The sequence below is a fragment of the Mucilaginibacter oryzae genome (genome assembly GCF_003148845.1).
Taxonomy (GTDB): Bacteria; Bacteroidota; Bacteroidia; order Sphingobacteriales; family Sphingobacteriaceae; genus Mucilaginibacter; species Mucilaginibacter oryzae.
On the sequence record NZ_QGHA01000002.1, the window covers coordinates 290,942 to 310,098 of the forward strand.

Here is a 19,157-nt window from a genome sequence, read left to right on the forward strand (position 1 = left end):
AAATTGAAATTAATAGAGTAAAATCATAGATATTATAGATTTTTTGAAAAATGTATTGACAGTCAGCTTTTAATTTATATTTTTGTCTACTTATTCTATAGACAATGTATCGTATTAATGCAATTGCCATTCAATCCATGTATCCAATGCAGCGCCTAACTGCCATGTGTTGTTGTTGAAACCAACCCTCATCACACAATAACACAACAAACCACATCACTTTTTAAATAACCACCACACTAACTTGTTTCATGAAGATTTTTACAAACTCAATTAAGATAATTGTGCTTTTCCTGGTACTGTTACCGGGCCTGGCTTACGCGCAATTAAACGGCTCATACATTTTAAGCGGAAAGGTAAACGACGACCAGGGTAAGCCGCTGGTAGGGGCAACCGTATCCATTAAGGGTACTACCAATAAAACATCAACCGATACAACGGGTAAATTCTCGTTAACCACCAGCGCCAAGTTGCCATATACTCTGGTTTTTAGCGCCATAGGCTATCAACCACAGGAATTTTATATTAAAAATGCTAACAGCGCGGTCAATATCACATTAACCACGCAATCATTACTGGTTAACGAGGTGGTGGTTACCGCCTCGCGCAAGGAGGAAAAGCTGCTCCGCTCGCCGGTAGCAATCGAAAAGCTGAGTATTACAGCGCTGAAGCAATCGCCCGGCCCGAGTTTTTATGATGCTTTGGAGAATGTGAAAGGCGTACAGATGACCACCACCAGTATCACCCTCAAAGTGCCCAATACCCGTGGCTTCAACAGTCCCAACAACTTTAGGTTTATGCAATTGGTTGATGGCGTGGATATGCAGTCGGCAACCTTAGGTGTACCGCTGGGTAACGCCATTGGGCCAACCGAACTGGACATTGCCAGTTTGGAAATCACACCCGGTGCTGCCGCCGCCCTTTATGGTACCAACGCTATCAACGGTTTATCAAATTTGTTTACTAAAGATCCTTTCAAATACCAGGGGCTAAGCGTTTACCATCGGCAGGGTTTAAACCACGTTGGTAAAGACAGGTTGGGTGCGAGCACGTTAACAGAGGATGCTTTCAGATATGCCAAAGCATTTAATGATAAGTTTGCCTTTAAAGTGAATTTCAGCTACATGCAAGGCCAGGACTGGCAGTCGGACACCCGTAACGATCAAAATCCAACCAATCTGAAATCGGCCAACCCTGCCTATCCTGAATTAACCGGAACAAGCAACGCGGCTTACGATGGCTGGAATAAGTACGGTGATGACGCTCTTGCAGGCAGTAATACCGTTACTATTAAAGGTATAACAGTTGATGGTAAAGCCCGCCCCAATTTATTGGTGGCCCGCACAGGATATAACGAGGTTGACCTGGTTGATCCGCACGTAAAAAACCTGAAACTGGATGGTACTCTGGCTTATAAACTATCGCCAACCACTACGCTATCATATACTTACCGTTATGGTAAGCTGGATGGCGTATTTCAGCGCGGTAATAAAATTTCGTTACAGGGCGCTACCGTACAAAACCATAAAGTAGAGTTGAAAGGGAAGGACTTCCTGGTGCGTGGATATGAATCGATAGAAAATACCGGCAATTCGTTCAACGTAAAACCACTGGCCGATAATCTCGACCTGAACCATGCGAGCAACTCGGCCTGGGCAACTTTATATGGCAATGCATTAAAAGCTTATAATGGTGGCGTTTTAACATCGGCCAACCTGGCTGCTGCCGAGCAAGCCGCCCGTGCAGCTGCTGATAAAGGCCGCGTGGAGCCGGGTACGCCTGAATTTGATGCCCTGCGCAAAAAGATTATCGGCATTAACAACTGGGATATCAAATCGAGCCTGATCCCGAACGCGCCTGCAACCGGTGGTGCCGCTTTATGGCAAAAAAGCCATATGTACAATGGCGAAGCCCAATGGGATTTAAGTAATAAAGTAAAAGTTGTCGACCTGTTGGTGGGTGCCGATGTACGCGTGTACAGCATCACGCCGGATGGTAACAACTTTGTTGATTTTACCCGCCCGATAGCCGACCGTAATACACCGCTTGCTGATGGTAGTTTTGGTAAAGACGTGATCTACAAAAAGTATGGCGCTTTTACGCAGGTTACCAAAACCTTTTTTGATGAAAAACTTAAACTATTCGGCTCTATCCGCTGGGACCGTAACCCATACTTCGATCCTAAGTTTACACCGCGTTTGGCTGCGGTTTATACTGTTAACCAAAACCACAACTTCAGGTTTACCTTCCAGAATGGCTACCGTTTCCCGTCATTGTTCGAGGCGTTATCGTACGTAAATAACGGCAGGGTAAAACGTGTAGGCAGCCTGCCGTTTATTAACGAAGGTTTGGGTTACTTAGGCAACAGCTATACCCAAACATCCGTGGTAGCATTTAATGCCGCCGTAAATGCTGCAGGAGGTAGCGACCAGGCCGCGTTGGCTAACCGTAACCTGTTGCAGGTTGCTGATTTGCCTCCCGCCCGCCCGGAGCAGATCACCTCGTACGAGATCGGCTATAAAGGCATTGTTGCAGATAATAAGGTGTTTATTGATATTGATGCCTATACCAACCGGTACGATGGTTTCCTTGGCCAGGTTCAGGTGTTTGTACCTAATGGCGTTACCGTGGGGTCGGACGCCGCTGTATTGGCCATGCTTGATATTAACCGCGACCCGACAACCGGCACTTCCAGTAACGCGGCCAGCCAGGGCCAGAGCCGTTACCGTGTGTACACCAATGCCAAAAACATTTATCACAACTACGGCTCATCCGCGGGTATTACCTACAATTTTTACCAACACTACACCATTTCGGGCAACGTGAGTTTTAACAAGCTGAAAGCCCAAAAAGCTTCTGATATTTTCGTAACGGGCTTTAACACGCCGGAGTGGTCGGGCAACATATCATTCGGTAATCGCGAGGTGGTAAAAAACTTCGGCTTTAACGTAGTTTATAAATGGCAGCAATCGTATCTGTGGGAAAGTCCGCTGGTTACCGGTACCGTGCCGTCTATCAAAACGGTTGATGCGCAGGTTACTTACCGGGTACCGCAATACTACGCAACATTTAAGGTTGGCGCTACCGATATCTTTAACAAAAGATATTACCAGTATGCAGGCGGACCAACCATCGGCGGCCTGTACTATGTATCGGTTACACTTGATGGGTTGTTAGCGGGCGATAACAATAAATAAGCGCTTTTATTACGTTTTATATTAGTTTGTAAAGGGATGCGGCGATATGCTTCATCCCTTTTTTTATTTCCGGGATTACACGGTTTTTGATTACACCGATTTCGTTTTTTTGATTACACCGATTTATTTTAGAATTACACTGATTATTTGATTACTCCGATTTTTTTATTTGTTTTTTGGGATTAATGGAAGTTAATTGAAATCAAATTGGCCGTACACGATTGACATTCTATCAATTCTCATAATTCCCAAATTCGGGTTCAGACAAGAAAATCGGTGAAATCACTCTAATCAAAAAAAACAACAAAATAAAAAAGGCCAACCGATCTCTCAACCAATTGACCTACGTATAAAAAAAGCGTCTTTAACTTACTTGGCGGTCACTTCGTGCAATCCGCATTCCTTTTTGGATTGATCTTCCCACCACCATCTTCCGGCCCTGAAATCTTCGCCTTCTGCTACGGCACGGGTGCAGGGCATACAGCCGATGCTCGGGAAACCTTTATCATGCAGCGAATTGTAGGGGATGTTATATTGTTTAATATAAGCTTTTACCTCATCTAAAGTCCAGCTAAAAATGGGGTGGAACTTTACCAGTTGATTTTGCTCATCCCATTCCGTATCGTGCATATCGTGGCGGTTGGCTGACTGTTCGGCACGGATACCGGTAATCCAGACCCTGTTGCCTTTTAAAGCGCGTTTAAGCGGTTCTATTTTGCGGATGCCACAGCATTCCTTACGGTTCTCTACCGATTCATAAAAGCTGTTCGGGCCTTTTTTGCTTACCATTTCTTCCAGCAATTCGTTGTTAGGGTAGTAGGCATGGATAGGCTTTTGGTACCTGTTTAGGGTAGCGGCCCAAACCGAATAGGTTTCGCGGAAAAGACGGCCGGTTTCCAGCGTGAATACCTTAATCGGCAGGTTATTTGCGAAGATCATATGGCTGATCACCTGATCTTCCCAGCCAAAGCTGGTGGAGAAGATCACTTCTTTCGGATATAGTTCAGCGAGTTTGGCGAGTGCCTCAACGGGGCCAAGCCCGCCTATTTGTTGCTGTATATTTTCTAAAGCGAAACTCATGGAATTTTAACGAAAAATTTAAGAATAGAACGGATGCTGATGAGGATCACAATCACAGATACAGCAACCATAATAGTTTTAGCCGAGATTTTGTTAGAGATGCGCGCTGCGATAGGAGAGGCCAAAGCGCTGCCCAATACCAGGCCTGCCACAGAATGCCAGTTATGACCATTAACCATGGCCACAAAGGTTATAGAACCAACCATCGCCACAAAAAAACGGGATAGTTTAACTGTGCCCAGCGAGAAACGGGGACTACGGCCCCCGGCAATTAACGTTGATAACACGATTGATCCCCAACCGCCGCCACCAACAGCATCAATAAAACCGCCGCCTAAGCCAAGCAGTGAAATGCGTTTTACTTTATCTGCCGATTTTTTCTTTTTGGTGTTGAATGCTTTTCTGAATATTACAATGCCCAGTATCAATGTATAAAGCGATACAACCGGTTTGGTATACATGGCATAATGTTCAAGTGATGAAAGGATGTAGGCTCCTAAAAATGCGCCAATGATGCCCGGTACAACCAAAAGCTTAAATAATTTCCAGTTGATATTACCCATACGGTAGTGCATCCAGCCTGCTATACCGCAACTCATTACTTCAGACAGGTGTACACCCATACTTGCCGCTGCCGGAGGTACGCCCATTGTTAACGAAAATGAGGTTGAGGTTACGCCGTACGACATACCGATGGCCCCATCTATCATGGCAAACAAAAATCCCGCTCCTAAAAAGTAATAAAACATTGGGTCAATGCCGCTTACAAAGGCCTTAAAGTTTGGCTCTTTAAAGTACAGCGCCGTAATCCCGATGGCTAAGGATAAAACAATGGTTGACCAGATTAACCAGATGAGGCCTTTTTTATTGGGGGCTTTGGGCTCAACCAGCACGGCGGTTACATTATTCAGTTTTTTTACCTTGTCGGCAAAGTCGCCTTCAAGGGTGTTTCTCAGTTCGCTCATTTGCTGTAGGGTAGTATCAAGTTCAGCAGGAAGGCTTTGATTCAGTACTTCTTTTAACCGTTTAGCTACGGTTGGCGATTTACCGTTGGTTGATATGGCCAGTTTCAGGTCGCCCTTTTGCACAATCGATCCTAAATAAAAATCGCACAGCGCGGGTTTATCGGCTACGTTAATCAGTAATTTGCGGTCGTGAGCCGCGTTGCGTATGTAGTTGTTCAGCTCACTATCGTTGGTAGCAGCGATAACGATATCTGCATCGTTCAGATCATCATCGGTAAATGATTTTTGCACAATGCGAATGCCGGGATATTGGGCCGCGAGGCTATGAACTTCGGGCAAAAACTCGCGCGAGATTACGGTTACCCTGGCATGGTGGCTGTTATTGAGCACCGCGGTAAGTTTTTCCAAACCCACATTGCCGCCGCCAATAAGCACGGTGTGCAGGTTATTCAGCTTCAAAAAAACCGGGAAAAGCTGGTTGCCATCCCGTTTCTGGTCCTGAATATTGGTTAAACTATTATCCCTGGGTAACAACGTCATAAACCTCTTTTATCAGTTGAAATTTAGGGTGTAACGATACCACTTCACCCAAAACAATAATGGCTGGTGATGAGATATTGTGTTCTTGAGCAGCGCTGACGATGGTATCAACGGTACCGACAGCAACTTTTTCGTTCTCGGTCGACCCGCTTTGAATTACGGCTACGGGCAGTTTATTTTTGCCTTGCAACTTATATACTTCGGCAATCGCGGCAAGTTTATGGATCCCCATCAGCACTACCACGGTAGCGTTTGAACGCGAGGCTTCGATCAGGTCGTCAGAGATCTTACCGCTGGCAGTAGTGCCCGTTACTACCCAAAAGCTTTCGCTTAAGCCCCTGTGGGTAAGCGGGATCTGCTGCAATTCGGCGACGGCTATGGAGCTTGAAATGCCCGGAACAACACACGCCGGGATATTATATTCGGCAGCAACAATCAGCTCCTCATATCCCCGACCGAATACAAAGGGATCGCCGCCTTTTAACCTCACTACATGCCCGTAGTTCAGGGCGTAATCAACCATCAGGTTGTTGATAGCTGCCTGCGAAAAAGAATGGTCGCCCGAACGTTTGCCTACGTAAACCTTGGTAGCTGTTTCGGGAGCATAATCCAATATTTCTTCATTAACCAGGGCATCATATAAAACTACATCGGCCGTTTTTAATGCTTTAATGGCTTTTACAGTGATCAGGTCGGCATCGCCCGGGCCTGCGCCTACTAAGGTTATGCGTGGTTCTTTTATGTTTTTATTAGTATCTGTCATTATTGTACAAGCGCCTCTCTCTTATTCTTACTTCTGCTTAAAAAATCTGTGGCCTGCGCCAGGTATGTTGTGGCAAATTCCTGCGAGGGCTCGTTTTGGTTGATCTGTAGTACCAGGTCGTTAAATGTACCCGCCAGTTCAAATTCGCCTTTTTCAACGTATTGGGCATCAAATTCGCGAATCACACCGATCTGTGTGCTGCTGTTTACCCCTTTATCCAGCAGCAATGCTTTGGCCGAGCTTACAAATACGTTGTAGGCATGGTAAATTGCATCAGCCCACCGGCCGTCAGCAAAGGCGTCATTGGCCCAACCCATTTTCTCTTCAGATTCGAAGAGCAGCGTAGCAACCAGGTCTATCACAACGCCGGCGCACTCGCCAACGCCGATAGCGGTAACAAAGGTTTCCTGGTGGCCCCAGTCAATATATTCATCGTCGGTCAGGGTGGTCAGATCAGCAAGCGGTTTCAGCAGGCGGTAAAAATAATCTTTACCTTGCCTGTCGTAATATTGGTGGTAAGTTTCACCCTCCGGCGAAAACGCTTTGTAATCATTTAATAACAAACGAAGCACATCAGTAGCACGTTTGGTAGGCACTTTAATTACCCGCTCGGCAGCACGGCCAACACCATCGCCTACGGTTCCGCCGCCCAGCATTACCTGTACAGAGGGCAATACTTTGGTGCCGGCTTTTAATGAACTTCCGTGGAAACCGATATGGGCCAAACCATGCTGCCCGCACGAGTTCATACAGCCGCTGATTTTGATCTTGATCTCGCGGTTGTATATAAAATCTTCATATTCGTTGTAAATCAGGTCTTCCAGCACACGGGCCATGGTCATGCTGTTCGAGATCCCGAGGTTACAGGTATCTGTACCCGGGCAAGTGGTAACGTCGGCAATGCTGTCAAAGCCTGGCGCGGCCAACTCTAATTTGGCCAAACCTTCGTACAAAGCAGGCAACGCTTCTTTACGAACATATTTTAACAGCAAGCCCTGGTTTTGGGTAATGCGGATTTCGTTACCAACCAATGGCTCCAATGTTTTAACTAAAGCGCGGGCGGTGTCTGATGAGATATCACCTACAGGCACTTTAATATATACGCCGTAAAAATCTTTTTGCTTTTGCTCAAACACGTTGGTAGCCAACCATTGCTCGTAGCGCAGCGGGTTGCCTATAGTTACTTCCGGATAGGTATCGGTAGGTGGCAGGGCAGGGGCATCAACGGCATCGCGGTTAATAGGGTAAGATTTTACTTTGTTGGCGGTGCGTTCAATCCGGGTTAAGCGCAATACCTCTTCCAACCCAAGTTTTTGGATCAGGTATTTCATCCGGGCCTTGTTACGGTTGTTGCGTTCGCCGTACCGGTCAAAAACACGGATCACCGATTCGATGTAAGGGATCAGTTGATCCTCGGGCAAAAACTCCTCAACAATATTGGCCAGGATAGGCTGCGCGCCTAAACCGCCGCCCAGCATAATTTTAAAGCCCCGCTCCCCTGCAGCATTTACCTTAGGGATGGCGCCAATATCATGAATATAAGAGAAAGCGGTATCCTCATCGCTTGATGAAAAGGCTATTTTAAACTTACGGCCCATTTCCTGGCAAATAGGGTTGCGCAAAAAATAATCGAACGTAGCATAGGCGTAAGGCGAAACATCAAATGGTTCTTTTGGGTCGATGCCGGCGGTTGGTGAAGCTGTTACGTTACGTACGGTATTGCCGCAGGCTTCGCGTAGGGTAATATCATCCTGCTCAAGTTTTGCCCAAAGTTGGGGCGTACGGTCAAGACTAACATAATGGATCTGGATATCCTGGCGGGTTGTAAGGTGCAGGTTGCTGCTGCCAAACTCGTCAGATATTTCTGCTATTTTGAGCAATTGCTTAAAGCTAACCTTACCAAACGGGAGTTTAATACGCACCATTTGTACGCCCGGCTGGCGCTGCCCGTATACGCCGCGCGCCAAACGCAGGCTCCTGAACTTTTCATCATGTATTTTGCCTTCACGAAAAGCACGGATCTTTTTTTCAAGATCGATGATATCCTTCTCAACAATGGGGTTCTCCAGTTCGGTTCTGAAGCTTTGCATACTGAATGTATTAATATTTTATAAAAAAGCCCCTTTGGCAATAGCTAAAGAGGCGTATATGGTTAAAAGTTACGTTTATAGCCCCTGAGTTTTGTTGCACATGCAGCAACAGATCAACAGGTTAACGTAAATTTGATGAATTCTCTCACTATTCATTTCCCAAATATATATATAGTATACGGAAATGGTAGCATTTTATTAAAAAAAACTGCGTTATGACAGTTTGCTGAAGTTTTGAAATTTAAACGCTGATGAGGGTACTTTCTCGTTTGATGATATCGGCGATGCTGGTTTCGCTTAATATTTTGAGTGTGGCATCCCTTACATCAACAAATACATCCCTTATGCCGCAAGTGCTTTCCTGGTGGCACTCATCACATTTATGGTAAAAATTTAAGCTCGCACAGGGAACCATGGCTATTGGCCCATCGGTAATACGCATAATACTTACCAGGAATATTTCTTTTGGGTCGCGGTTTAGGCTGTAGCCGCCACCCGCGCCTTTTTTACTGTACAAAAAACCGGCGTTACGAAGATCAAGCAGGATCTGTTCGAGGAATTTTTTAGGGATGCGCTCTAACTCGGCGATCCTGGATATTTGCATAGGCGGCTGATCCATGTTTTTACCCAATACCACAAGCGCCTTTATTGCATACTTAGTTTTTTTCGAAAGCATTTTCTATAATAAAACTTACAAAGTTAAATAAAGATATTACTAAACTAACGATTTTTTCGAGTAATATTATAGATTATATAGAAAGCATATTTTATACAGACTTAATTTTATCAAAATGATAAAATTAACGGTCGGAATGGCCAATACTTTTGCCCGGTGCAACCTTATCCCTAACGGCCTGTTTTAACGCTTTTATTTCGGGAAAATACCCGTCGCGCTTCCTGTCGAACAAGATCTCATGATCAACGCTGATGGTATATCTGCCGCTTACTTCGCTGGGTACAAGCGTTACGCCATGCACATCATCAGTAAAGGTAGTAAGCAATTCCTGCGCCATATAGGCAGCCCGCATCATCCAGTTGCACTTAGGGCAGTATTCTATGGTGATGTTTGGTTTCACGCTGTTTTGGCTGGTTTTTTATTTAATGATAAACCGCTCTTCGGTATGTTGACTCAGTACCTTAAGTTCATCGCCTACCGAGATTGTTCCGGTATTTTCATGCACCAGGTTTTGCCCGAACATGATCTTGTTGTTCTTCATCCGGTAGGAGGCAAGGGTTTTTAAAGGTTCTTTAGCTTTTGCCGCCGTTTGCTGATCAATAGTGGTCAGCACGCAGCGTGCGCAAAGCTTGGTTCCGTAAAAGGTAATGCCTGCTATTTCTATCCGGTTCATTAAATCTTCGCTGTATGCCCCGCCGCCGGTAAAAACTATATTGGGGCGAAAGCGATCCATCGGCAGGGGCAACGCCATGCGTTTGTTCAGGTCGTTTAAGGATGCCTGGCCTATCAGTAAAAAAGGGTAAGCATCAGCAAAAGAGGTGATCATGCCGGGTTGGGCATAGCGCTGATCCACTTCGCGCTCGCTGTCATCGGGCATATAAACCAGTCGGCATTTGATTCCGAGGGTTTCGGTGAACCAATCATCAATCTCGTCATTAACATATTGACCCATACAGATATCATCCCAAACAGCAAATTGATGGAGGGGCTTTTTCTCGATATCAAAAGGAACTAACACATTATTGCCACTTTGAGCGATAACCCGAATACCTGCTTCTTCAATAGCCGTTTTAAGCAAAGCCATGTTGGCAAATTCGCGCTGGGTCATGAAATGGCCGTGTTCATTCACCAGCATCCAGCGCCTGTCGTATTGTAAACCGCGGGTGGTGACTTCTGCACTTTGCAGGGATATACCCCCGAGGGATTTGATGGGATAGATGAAGAGTTGGCTGATCTGGAGCATGTGCAAAAATATGATTTGTGGTTTGTTGTCTGAATCAGAATTTACAGAATTATGGAATTTTAGAATACCCGAACATCCATCAATTCTGTTAATTTTCAAATTCTATAAATTCGAGTTCAGACAAAATGATGGATTTGTTAATTTTCTCAATCGATTGCAATAATTAATTTAAATTGATATACTTGTTTTAACCAATTCCTACAAACCGATCTTTTTAATTAAATAACCTAAAGTAATATTATGCCATCAACCAATATAAACGGCAAGGCTAAAGAAAACAACACGTACGACGCGATTGTGATAGGCTCGGGCATCAGCGGGGGCTGGGCTGCCAAAGAACTCACCGAACTGGGCCTTAAAACCATTATGCTTGAACGCGGGCGAAATTTTGAGCATATTAAAGACTACAAAACTGCCAGCCAGGATCCGTGGGACCGCCATCATGCGGGTTCGCCAACGCAGGCCCAGCGTAAAGAGCGCCCCGTGATATCACGTAACTGGGGCGCCTACGAGCCTATTATGGATTACTGGACAGACGAGCAGGCGGCTCCTTATACCGAGATCAAACCTTTTAACTGGTGGCGATCGTACCAGTTAGGAGGCCGTTCCATTTTATGGGGAAGGCAAAGTTACCGCTGGAGCGATTTTGATTTTGAAGCCAACGCCAAGGACGGGTGGGCGATAGATTGGCCTATCCGCTATAAAGACCTCGCGCCATGGTATGACCATGTGGAGAAGTTCGCGGGCATCAGCGGTTCGCTGGAGGGGTTGCCCCAACTGCCCGATGGCCATTACCTGCCGCCCATGGATATGAATGTGGTAGAAAAAGATGTGGCTGCCCGCATCAGGAAAAATTACAACGGCACAAGGCACATGATCATTGGTCGTACGGCTAATTTAACGGCGGCTATCCCGGGCCGTACGGCTTGCCAGTTCAGGAACCGGTGTTGGGAGGGGTGCCCGTTTGGCGGGTATTTCAGTACACAATCTTCAACTTTACCTGCCGCTGTGGCTACAGGTAATTTGACGGTAAGGCCATATTCCATCGTTACGAAAATCTTGTATGATAAAGATACGAAGAAGGCAAAAGGAGTGGAGGTGCTGGATGCCGAAACCAATCATACCTATGAGTTTTATTCAAAAATTGTGTTTGTAAATGCTTCGGCCTTAAACAGTGCCTGGGTGCTGATGAACTCGGCTACCGACATCTGGCCCGATGGTTTGGGCAGCAGCAGCGGCGAGTTGGGTCATAACATTATGGATCATCACTATAACCTTGGTGCAAGCGGCCTGGTTGAAGGCTTTGAGGATAAATACTATTATGGCCGAAGGGCTAACGGTATTTATATACCGCGTTTCACCAACTTGTTTGGCGATAAGCGAGATTACCTGCGTGGCTTTGGCTACCAGGGCGCGGCAAGCCGTATGGGCTGGAGCCGGGAAATTGCCGAATTAAATATAGGGGCTCAATATAAAGAAGCGCTAACGGAACCCGGTCCATGGACTATCGGCATCGGCGGTTTCGGGGAACTGTTACCTTACCACGAAAATAAGATCACGCTTGATAAAACCCGTAAAGACAAATGGGGCTTGCCCATTTTGGCCATGGATGCCGAAATCAAGGAAAACGAAAAGAAAATGCGTTTTGACATTGTTCGCGAGGCTAAAGCGATGCTGGAAAGCGCCGGGGTTAAAAATGTTGAAACACATGATCGCGGACATAACGTTGGCGACGGCATTCACGAAATGGGAACCGCGCGCATGGGCCGCGACCCTAAAACTTCGGTGCTAAACGGCAATAACCAGGTTTGGGATGCCAAAAACGTTTTTGTTACCGATGGCGCCGCTATGACTTCATCGGCCTGTCAAAACCCGTCATTAACTTATATGGCCATGACCGCGCGCGCTGCACATTTCGCTGTAGATGAATTAAAAAAAGGGAATATATAGATGAGTTGATTAGGTGAGTGGTTGATTGAGTGAGTGGTTCAGTTCCATTTGCCCGACAACGACTCACTTATTAACCCAAGCAGCCACTCACTACAAAATAATTAACCATGAAAAAACTACTAACCATATGCCTTTTAATAGGCACAGCTTTAAGCCAGGCAATGGCTAAAGATAAAGTACTGATATTTTACAAAACAGCTGGATTTAAGCACGCTTCAATACAGGTGGGCATACCAGCCATTATAAAAATGGGCCAGGAGAACAATTTTGATGTTGATACTACAGCTAATGCTGAGAAATTTACTGCCGATAATTTGAAGCAATACAAAGCCGTAATATTTTTAAGTACAACCGGCGACGTATTGAACGATACCCAGCAAACAGCGTTTGAACAATACATTAAACACGGCGGCGGATTTGTAGGTGTACACTCGGCAACCGATACTGAATACGGCTGGCCCTGGTATGGCAAACTGGTAGGGGCTTATTTTAAAAGCCATCCTAAGCAACAACAGGAAGCCGTGTTGAATGTTGTTGATAAAAATTTTATTGCCACCAAACACTTGCCCGAAACCTGGAAACGCCTCGACGAATGGTACAACTACAAATGGATTGGCGATGACCTGCACGTACTCATCAAAATAGATGAGAAAAGCTATGAAGGAGGCGAAAACGGCGAAAATCATCCCATGAGCTGGTATCACAATTTTGATGGTGGCCGGGCTTTTTATACCGCGCTTGGACATACTGATGCATCTTACTCAGAACCGCTGTATTTGGAGCATTTGTTAGGCGGGATCAAATACGCTATGGGACGAAAAAGGTAATGAGAACCAGGATTTTGGTTTAGGTACCGGATTTTTGTAAAAAATAAAAAAGAGGGCTTCGATATTTCGAAAGCCCTCTTTTTTATGTCATGGGGTTAAAAGAATCCAACTATTCCAAAAATCTCCCAAAAATCCAGGTTCAGCTATGCATGCCTGATAGCCTCTTCCAAGGCTTTATTATGTTTATATTTAAATACAAATGGGAAAACAATAGCGATAGCCAAAGCATAGGCCGCGAAGGTTAACCAGATGCCATGCCAGTCTTTACTTCCATCGGCATGGATAAAGAACTTATCAATAATAAAACCGCTGGCAATGCTTCCGAAAAGGGCGCCGAAACCGTTTACCATCATCATAAACAAGCCCTGCGCGCTGCCCCTTATTTCGGGCGTGGTTTGCGTTTCAACAAACAGCGAACCCGAAATATTGAAAAAATCGAAGGCCATGCCGTAAACAATGCAGGATAAAATAATCATCCACAAACTATTGTCGGGATTGCCGAATGCAAATAAGCCAAAACGCAGCACCCAGGCAATCATACTAAATAACATCACATTCTTGATACCAAATTTGCGCAAAAAGAAAGGGATCGCTAAAATAAAAAGGGTTTCTGATACCTGCGAGATGGAGATAATGGCACCCGAATGCTCAACCGCGAACAGGCCTTTGTAAGCCGGGTTTTTAGCGAAATCTAAAATATAGGTGGTTCCGTAAGCGTTGGTAAGCTGAAGGGCCGCACCCAAAAGCAACGAAAACGCAAAGAAAATAGCAAATTTAGATGTTTTGAATAATTCGAACGCGTTAAGGCCAAGGGCGTCTTTTAATGTTTTTGTGCCGCCTTTACCCAACAGCGGAGGGCATTTGGGCAGCGTAAACGAAAATAAGCCTAAAGCCAAAGCTACACCAGAGGCAATATAAAATTGATTTGGACTTGTTTCGCTTTTTGTAACATCAACCACCAGCAAGGCGGCTATAAAACCAACCGTACCCCAAACACGTATGGGCGGGTATACCTTAACTACATCTTTGCCCTGCTCTTTCAATGCCGAATACGCAACTTTTATAGATAGGGATAGGGTTGGCATGTAGAAGATCATGTTTAGCAATATCACCCAAAAAAATACACCCGGGCTTGTTACCAATGGCACGCAAAATAATACAATGGAACCTAAAATGTGTAAGGTGCCGTATAGCTTTTCGGCATGTACCCATCTGTCAGATACTATACCCGCTATGGCAGGCATAAAGATAGATGATATACCCATTGTAGAGAATATGATCCCGAATTGAGCGCCCGACCAGCCTTTGTTTTGAAACCAGTAAGCACCCACGGTTAACAACCAGGCCCCCCAGATAAAAAACTGCATAAAATTCATTAGTATTAAGCGGAACTTAATATTCATATGGTACCCGGTTTAAAAATTCAGATCAGTGTTAAATTAAAAGCGGAAAGTAGTGAAATAAATGTAAATGAGAAAACTACACTTACAGAAATTACACCCGATAAATAGAAACCTGTCCACAGATTCTGTTATTTTATTTAATTGAGAATACTAAATAATAAATTTTAATAAAAAGGAGATTCAAAATCCGACGTCCCAAATGCAATAGCTGAAATCAGGATGCCTTCCTTCTGTTCAGTTCATCGCGGATTTTAGCGGCTTTCTCGTACGATTCTTCGGCTAAAGCTTCCTGTAATTTGGTTTTCAGCTCGTCGGTACTGATGGATGAATATCCGCTTACCGATGAAGTTGCTGTTTTTTCTTCCGGGGTATCGTTAATGTTTTCAAGATAAACAAAATCGTTGCCCTCAATTACAATACCCGCTGTTGAAAGAATAAACTCGTAGGTGAAAATAGGGCAATCAAAACGTACAGCTACGGCAATAGCGTCAGATGTCCTGGCATCAATCTCTACATTGCGTTTACCGTCGCTGCAAATCAACTTGGCGTAAAATATGCCGTCAACAAGGTTGTAAATGATCACTTCCTGCACCTCGATGTGGTAAGCCTGCGCAAAGCTTTTAAAAAGATCGTGCGTAAGCGGACGGCTTGGTGTCATTTTTTCTATCTCGATAGCTATCGCCTGGGCTTCGAAGCTACCGATAATAATAGGCAACCGCCGCCTGCCGCTAACCTCGCCTAATACAAGCGCGTACGCGCCGGACTGCGTTTGGCTGTACGATAATCCAACAATATCCAGCTTAATTTTTTTCATGTTATTCCCCATCACCAGTATTTATGCCGAAGCTTTATATTGTTTAACGGCTGCAATTAGTTGTGGCAATACTTCAAACGCATCGCCCACTATCCCATAGTCCGCTACCTTGAAAAACGGCGCTTCGGGATCTTTGTTTATCACTACAATAACTTTTGATGAACTTACCCCGGCCAGGTGCTGGATAGCGCCCGAAATTCCGACTGCAATATACAAATTTGGGCTTACAGCTATGCCGGTTTGTCCAACGTGTTCGCTATGCGGTCGCCAGCCGGCGTCTGATACAGGTTTTGAACAGGCCGTAGCCGCACCTAAAATTGATGCCAGTTCTTCAATCAATCCCCAGTTTTCCGGGCCTTTCATGCCCCGGCCGCCCGAAACCACGATTTCCGCATCCGGTAAAGAAACCTTGTCACTTGCACGAACAATATCTTTGATCATCGCCTTAAAGTCCGAATCTTTAGTTTCTGCTTTAAAGTCAACAACCTCGGCTATTTCGCCGGTTTCAACAACTTTGTAGGAGTTAGGCACAAGCGAGATCACTTTAATTGCCGAAGTAAGTTCGACTGTGGCGAAAGCCTTGCCCGAAAAGGCGGTTTTTTTTACTTTGAATGTGCCGCCATCCTGTACCGGGAGCGCCACCGAGCTATCTGCAACACCTGCCTCGAGCTTAACACCAACGCGGGGCGCTAAACCGCGGCCCGAAAAGGTATTGGACAATACAACAATGTCCGAGCCTTCGCTTTTGGCAGCTTCGGCAATAACCGAAGCATAGGCCTGGTTTACAAAATTTTTCAGCTTATCACCCGATACATTCAATACTTTGTTGGCCCCGTATTTTCCCAATGCGGCAAGTTCGGCGGTATCAACGTTGCCTATCGAAACGGCGGTAAGGGTAGTGTTATTTTGATCGGCAATGGCGCGGGCATAAGAAACGGCTTCGAAAACCGATTTTTTGAATTTGCCCCCGGCATTTTCCGCATATATTAAAACTGACATATTATCTGTTTATTTTTAAGTAGATGAGATTATATAACCCGCGCTTCGGCATGCAACAACTCTACCAGTTTTGCAGTATCGGTAGCCGACACTAACGTAACCTGGCCGCGAGGGGCAGGAGTTTCGTAGCTCACAATTTCCGAAAGGGTTTTTACTTCGGCCGGTTCAATAACGGTTAGCGGTTTGGTACGGGCTGCCATAATACCGCGCATATTGGGGATTTTTGGTTCGGCAACACCCTCGGCAGCGCCTGCCACAAAAGGATAGGGGATAGTTAATACTTCTTTGCCGCCCTCTATCTCACGTTCAACCGTAGCTTCACTGTCACCCGCTTCTAATTTTTTGATGATGGATACCGATGGAAGATCAAGCAATTCGCCAAGCATACCGGCAACTTTCGAACCGTTATAATCGATAGATTCACGCCCGGTGAGGATGAGATCAAAAGGATTAGCTTTTACGTATTGGGCAATCTGGTAAGCTACAAACCAGGCATCGTGCGGTTTAGCGTTAACGCGTACAGCATCGGTAGCGCCAATAGCCAGTGCCTTGCGGATTGTAGCATCGGTATTAGCCTCGCCAACATTAATTACAGTTACCGTACCTTTACCGCCATCGGTTAATTCGATGGCCCGGGCAAGAGCTATTTCATCATAAGGGTTAAGGATAAATTGAACCCCGTTTGTATTAAATTGCGTGTTATTATCGGTAAAAGTTATTTTTGTGGTGGTATCAGGAACATTACTTACACATACCAAAATCTTCATATCAATAGGTTTTTGCAAATTTAGTTAAAAAAGAGAGAGTTTAAAATGGAGTTAAGCAGATTGGATAAGCTGTTGGAGTTTATAAAAAATGAACCGGATGATGAGTTTCTGAAATACGCGCTGGCAACGGAGTATCTGCGTTTAAATGAGACAGATAAGGCACTGGCCTATTATGAAGACCTGGTAAACAATCACCCCAATTATGTGGGTACCTATTATCACCTCGGCAAACTTTATGAAGCCCTGAACCGTAAAGACGATGCCATTAAAACCTACGAAACAGGCATGAAGATCACTAAAGAGAAACGCGATAATCACGCGTTTTCAGAACTTTTGGCAGTTTACCGCCAGGCCGTTGGTTTTGAAGACGATGATGACGATTATTGATCTTTTGTTCATAGTTGATGGTTCTTAGTTCATGGTATCTGCGGAGTAGCTTTTTCGGCTTTTAGCTTTATAAGCACTATCTGTTATAATCTATCAACTATGAACCATGATCTATGAACTATCAACCATGATCCATGAACCTTTTTAGCAAATGAAAAAACGGCAGCTCCTGTTCCTTAGGGATGTTTTGATCTATACTTTCACGGCTTTTGGCGGGCCGCAGGCCCATATTGCCGTTTTGTTGCGCGAATTTGTAGAAAAACGCGGATACATCACAGAGAATGAACTGATGGAACTCAATGCCTTGTCGCAGGTGTTGCCGGGGCCATCATCAACACAAACACTGGTTGGTATAGCCTGGAAGGTTGGTGGGCTTAGGTTAGCGATCATTACTTTTTTGATCTGGATTTTGCCATCGGCGGCTATCATGTGTGCGGCTGCTATCAGCTATAACATGTTTGCCAACAAAGCCAAATTTGCCCACGTTATCAGTTATGTGCAGCCGATGGCAGTAGGTATAGTTGCTTATGCTACCTATAATTTTGCCAATAAATTTTTAAAAACCAGGGTAAGCCGGATGCTGGCCATCGGCTCGTTGCTGGTTACGCTGATTTTGCATAATGCCTATGCTTTCCCGATATTGATATTGCTTGGCGGCATCATATCATCGGCAATGGAAACCCATCAGCAGGAAAACGAGTTGCGCGTAAAGCTTTATGCCAATGTTAACCCTAATAAGGTTGCCTATTTTATCGGTATCCTGCTGTTTTTTGCCGCTTTAGGCGCGGTAGTGAATCAAACCTCGCCATTTAGTTTACCTATCCGTTTGTTTGAGAATTTTTACCGCAACGGTATCCTGATCTTTGGAGGCGGACAGGTTTTGGTTCCGCTGATGTATACCGAGTTTGTGGAAGTGAAGCACTATTTGGGCAGGTCAGAATTTCTTTCCGGATACGCCTTACAGCAGGCTTTACCCGGGCCTACATTTTCTTTTACCTCTTTTTTAGGAGGAATAACACTCGGTAATAAAGGCTATAATGTTTGGGGGCAGATAATCGGGAGTCTGGTAGCGGTTATTGGTATCAATACGCCGGGTTTGATCCTGATCCTGTTTATAGTGCCGTTTTGGGAAGATTTGAAAAAGATTACCCGGATAAAAAATTCCCTGAGCGGTATAAACGCCGTAGCGGTAGGTTTTATGGCAACGGCGCTCATTTTATTGGTGCGCCCTTTTGGATTAAACTGGACAGACTATTTACTAATGGCCGCAACTTTTTTGCTACTGCATTTTACCAAAATAAAAACACCGATAGTGATTATTATCGGTGTGGTGCTGGGAATGATTTTTTAGCCCCCCGGCCCCCTGAAGGGGGAGCTTAACCGAATACTTCAACTGAAAAACTTGCGCTCGTTTTCAACGAGTGCTTAACCCGGCTTCGCGTTTGTAACGCGACTG

Annotated in this window: 16 protein-coding genes; 5 read left to right on the forward strand and 11 right to left on the reverse strand. The window is 45.1% G+C overall.

Annotated elements, in window-relative coordinates; genetic code table 11:
• Positions 1 to 251 precede the first annotated feature (251 nt).
• Positions 252 to 3,197 (forward strand): TonB-dependent receptor, encoded by a 2,946-nt coding sequence (locus tag LX99_RS06605; RefSeq protein WP_109607146.1) that lies wholly within the window; start codon positions 252 to 254, stop codon positions 3,195 to 3,197.
• A 369-nt stretch (positions 3,198 to 3,566) separates the two neighbouring features.
• Here LX99_RS06605 and LX99_RS06610 read toward each other — a convergent pair whose 3' ends face one another.
• The 7 genes from LX99_RS06610 to LX99_RS06640 form a co-directional block, all read right to left on the reverse strand.
• Positions 3,567 to 4,277 carry a phosphoadenylyl-sulfate reductase gene (locus LX99_RS06610; RefSeq protein WP_109607147.1) on the reverse strand — a complete coding sequence of 237 codons (711 nt, stop codon included), beginning with the start codon at positions 4,275 to 4,277 and terminating at the stop codon, positions 3,567 to 3,569.
• Positions 4,274 to 5,782: a TSUP family transporter gene (locus tag LX99_RS06615; RefSeq protein WP_109607148.1), complete on the reverse strand. Its 1,509-nt coding sequence runs from the start codon at positions 5,780 to 5,782 to the stop codon at positions 4,274 to 4,276. Before LX99_RS06615 ends, LX99_RS06610 begins: the two co-directional genes overlap by 4 nt.
• The gene (gene cobA / locus LX99_RS06620; protein WP_109607149.1) at positions 5,760 to 6,545 is read right to left on the reverse strand and encodes a uroporphyrinogen-III C-methyltransferase; all 786 of its coding nucleotides are present in this window, start codon (positions 6,543 to 6,545) and stop codon (positions 5,760 to 5,762) included. The genes LX99_RS06615 and cobA overlap by 23 nt, the downstream gene beginning before the upstream one ends.
• Entirely contained in the window at positions 6,545 to 8,635 is a 2,091-nt protein-coding gene (locus LX99_RS06625; RefSeq protein ID WP_109607150.1) for a HEPN domain-containing protein, read from the reverse strand. The genes cobA and LX99_RS06625 overlap by 1 nt, the downstream gene beginning before the upstream one ends.
• A gap of 241 nt (positions 8,636 to 8,876) precedes the next feature.
• Positions 8,877 to 9,311 carry an RrF2 family transcriptional regulator gene (locus LX99_RS06630; RefSeq protein WP_022831755.1) on the reverse strand — a complete coding sequence of 145 codons (435 nt, stop codon included), beginning with the start codon at positions 9,309 to 9,311 and terminating at the stop codon, positions 8,877 to 8,879.
• Positions 9,312 to 9,435: 124 nt separating this feature from the next.
• Positions 9,436 to 9,711, reverse strand: coding sequence for a SelT/SelW/SelH family protein (locus LX99_RS06635; protein WP_109607151.1), 276 nt, complete (start codon positions 9,709 to 9,711; stop codon positions 9,436 to 9,438).
• Positions 9,712 to 9,729: 18 nt separating this feature from the next.
• Positions 9,730 to 10,554 carry an MOSC domain-containing protein gene (locus LX99_RS06640; protein ID WP_109607152.1) on the reverse strand — a complete coding sequence of 275 codons (825 nt, stop codon included), beginning with the start codon at positions 10,552 to 10,554 and terminating at the stop codon, positions 9,730 to 9,732.
• A gap of 240 nt (positions 10,555 to 10,794) precedes the next feature.
• Between LX99_RS06640 and LX99_RS06645 the strand changes: the two genes are divergently transcribed.
• Complete coding sequence (locus tag LX99_RS06645; RefSeq protein ID WP_109607153.1) at positions 10,795 to 12,504, forward strand: GMC oxidoreductase; 1,710 nt, start codon at positions 10,795 to 10,797, stop codon at positions 12,502 to 12,504.
• A 107-nt stretch (positions 12,505 to 12,611) separates the two neighbouring features.
• Positions 12,612 to 13,331: a ThuA domain-containing protein gene (locus tag LX99_RS06650; protein ID WP_109607154.1), complete on the forward strand. Its 720-nt coding sequence runs from the start codon at positions 12,612 to 12,614 to the stop codon at positions 13,329 to 13,331.
• 143 nt (positions 13,332 to 13,474) lie between these two features.
• Here the strand turns inward: LX99_RS06650 and LX99_RS06655 are convergent, their stop codons facing one another.
• The 4 genes from LX99_RS06655 to LX99_RS06670 form a co-directional block, all read right to left on the reverse strand.
• Positions 13,475 to 14,734, reverse strand: a complete 1,260-nt coding sequence (locus LX99_RS06655; RefSeq protein ID WP_109607155.1) for a nucleoside permease — start codon at positions 14,732 to 14,734, stop codon at positions 13,475 to 13,477.
• Positions 14,735 to 14,948: 214 nt separating this feature from the next.
• The gene (locus LX99_RS06660) at positions 14,949 to 15,548 is read right to left on the reverse strand and encodes a bifunctional nuclease family protein (protein ID WP_031266909.1); all 600 of its coding nucleotides are present in this window, start codon (positions 15,546 to 15,548) and stop codon (positions 14,949 to 14,951) included.
• Between the two features lie 21 nt (positions 15,549 to 15,569).
• The gene (locus LX99_RS06665) at positions 15,570 to 16,547 is read right to left on the reverse strand and encodes an electron transfer flavoprotein subunit alpha/FixB family protein (protein ID WP_109607156.1); all 978 of its coding nucleotides are present in this window, start codon (positions 16,545 to 16,547) and stop codon (positions 15,570 to 15,572) included.
• Between the two features lie 29 nt (positions 16,548 to 16,576).
• The gene (locus tag LX99_RS06670) at positions 16,577 to 17,314 is read right to left on the reverse strand and encodes an electron transfer flavoprotein subunit beta/FixA family protein (RefSeq protein ID WP_109607157.1); all 738 of its coding nucleotides are present in this window, start codon (positions 17,312 to 17,314) and stop codon (positions 16,577 to 16,579) included.
• Positions 17,315 to 17,359: 45 nt separating this feature from the next.
• On the opposite strand from LX99_RS06670, the gene LX99_RS06675 reads away from it, so the two are divergent.
• Entirely contained in the window at positions 17,360 to 17,701 is a 342-nt protein-coding gene (locus LX99_RS06675) for a tetratricopeptide repeat protein (RefSeq protein WP_109607158.1), read from the forward strand.
• A gap of 151 nt (positions 17,702 to 17,852) precedes the next feature.
• On the forward strand, positions 17,853 to 19,052 hold the full coding sequence (gene chrA / locus LX99_RS06680) for a chromate efflux transporter (protein WP_109607159.1): 1,200 nt from the start codon (positions 17,853 to 17,855) through the stop codon (positions 19,050 to 19,052).
• The last annotated feature ends 105 nt before the right edge of the window (positions 19,053 to 19,157 follow it).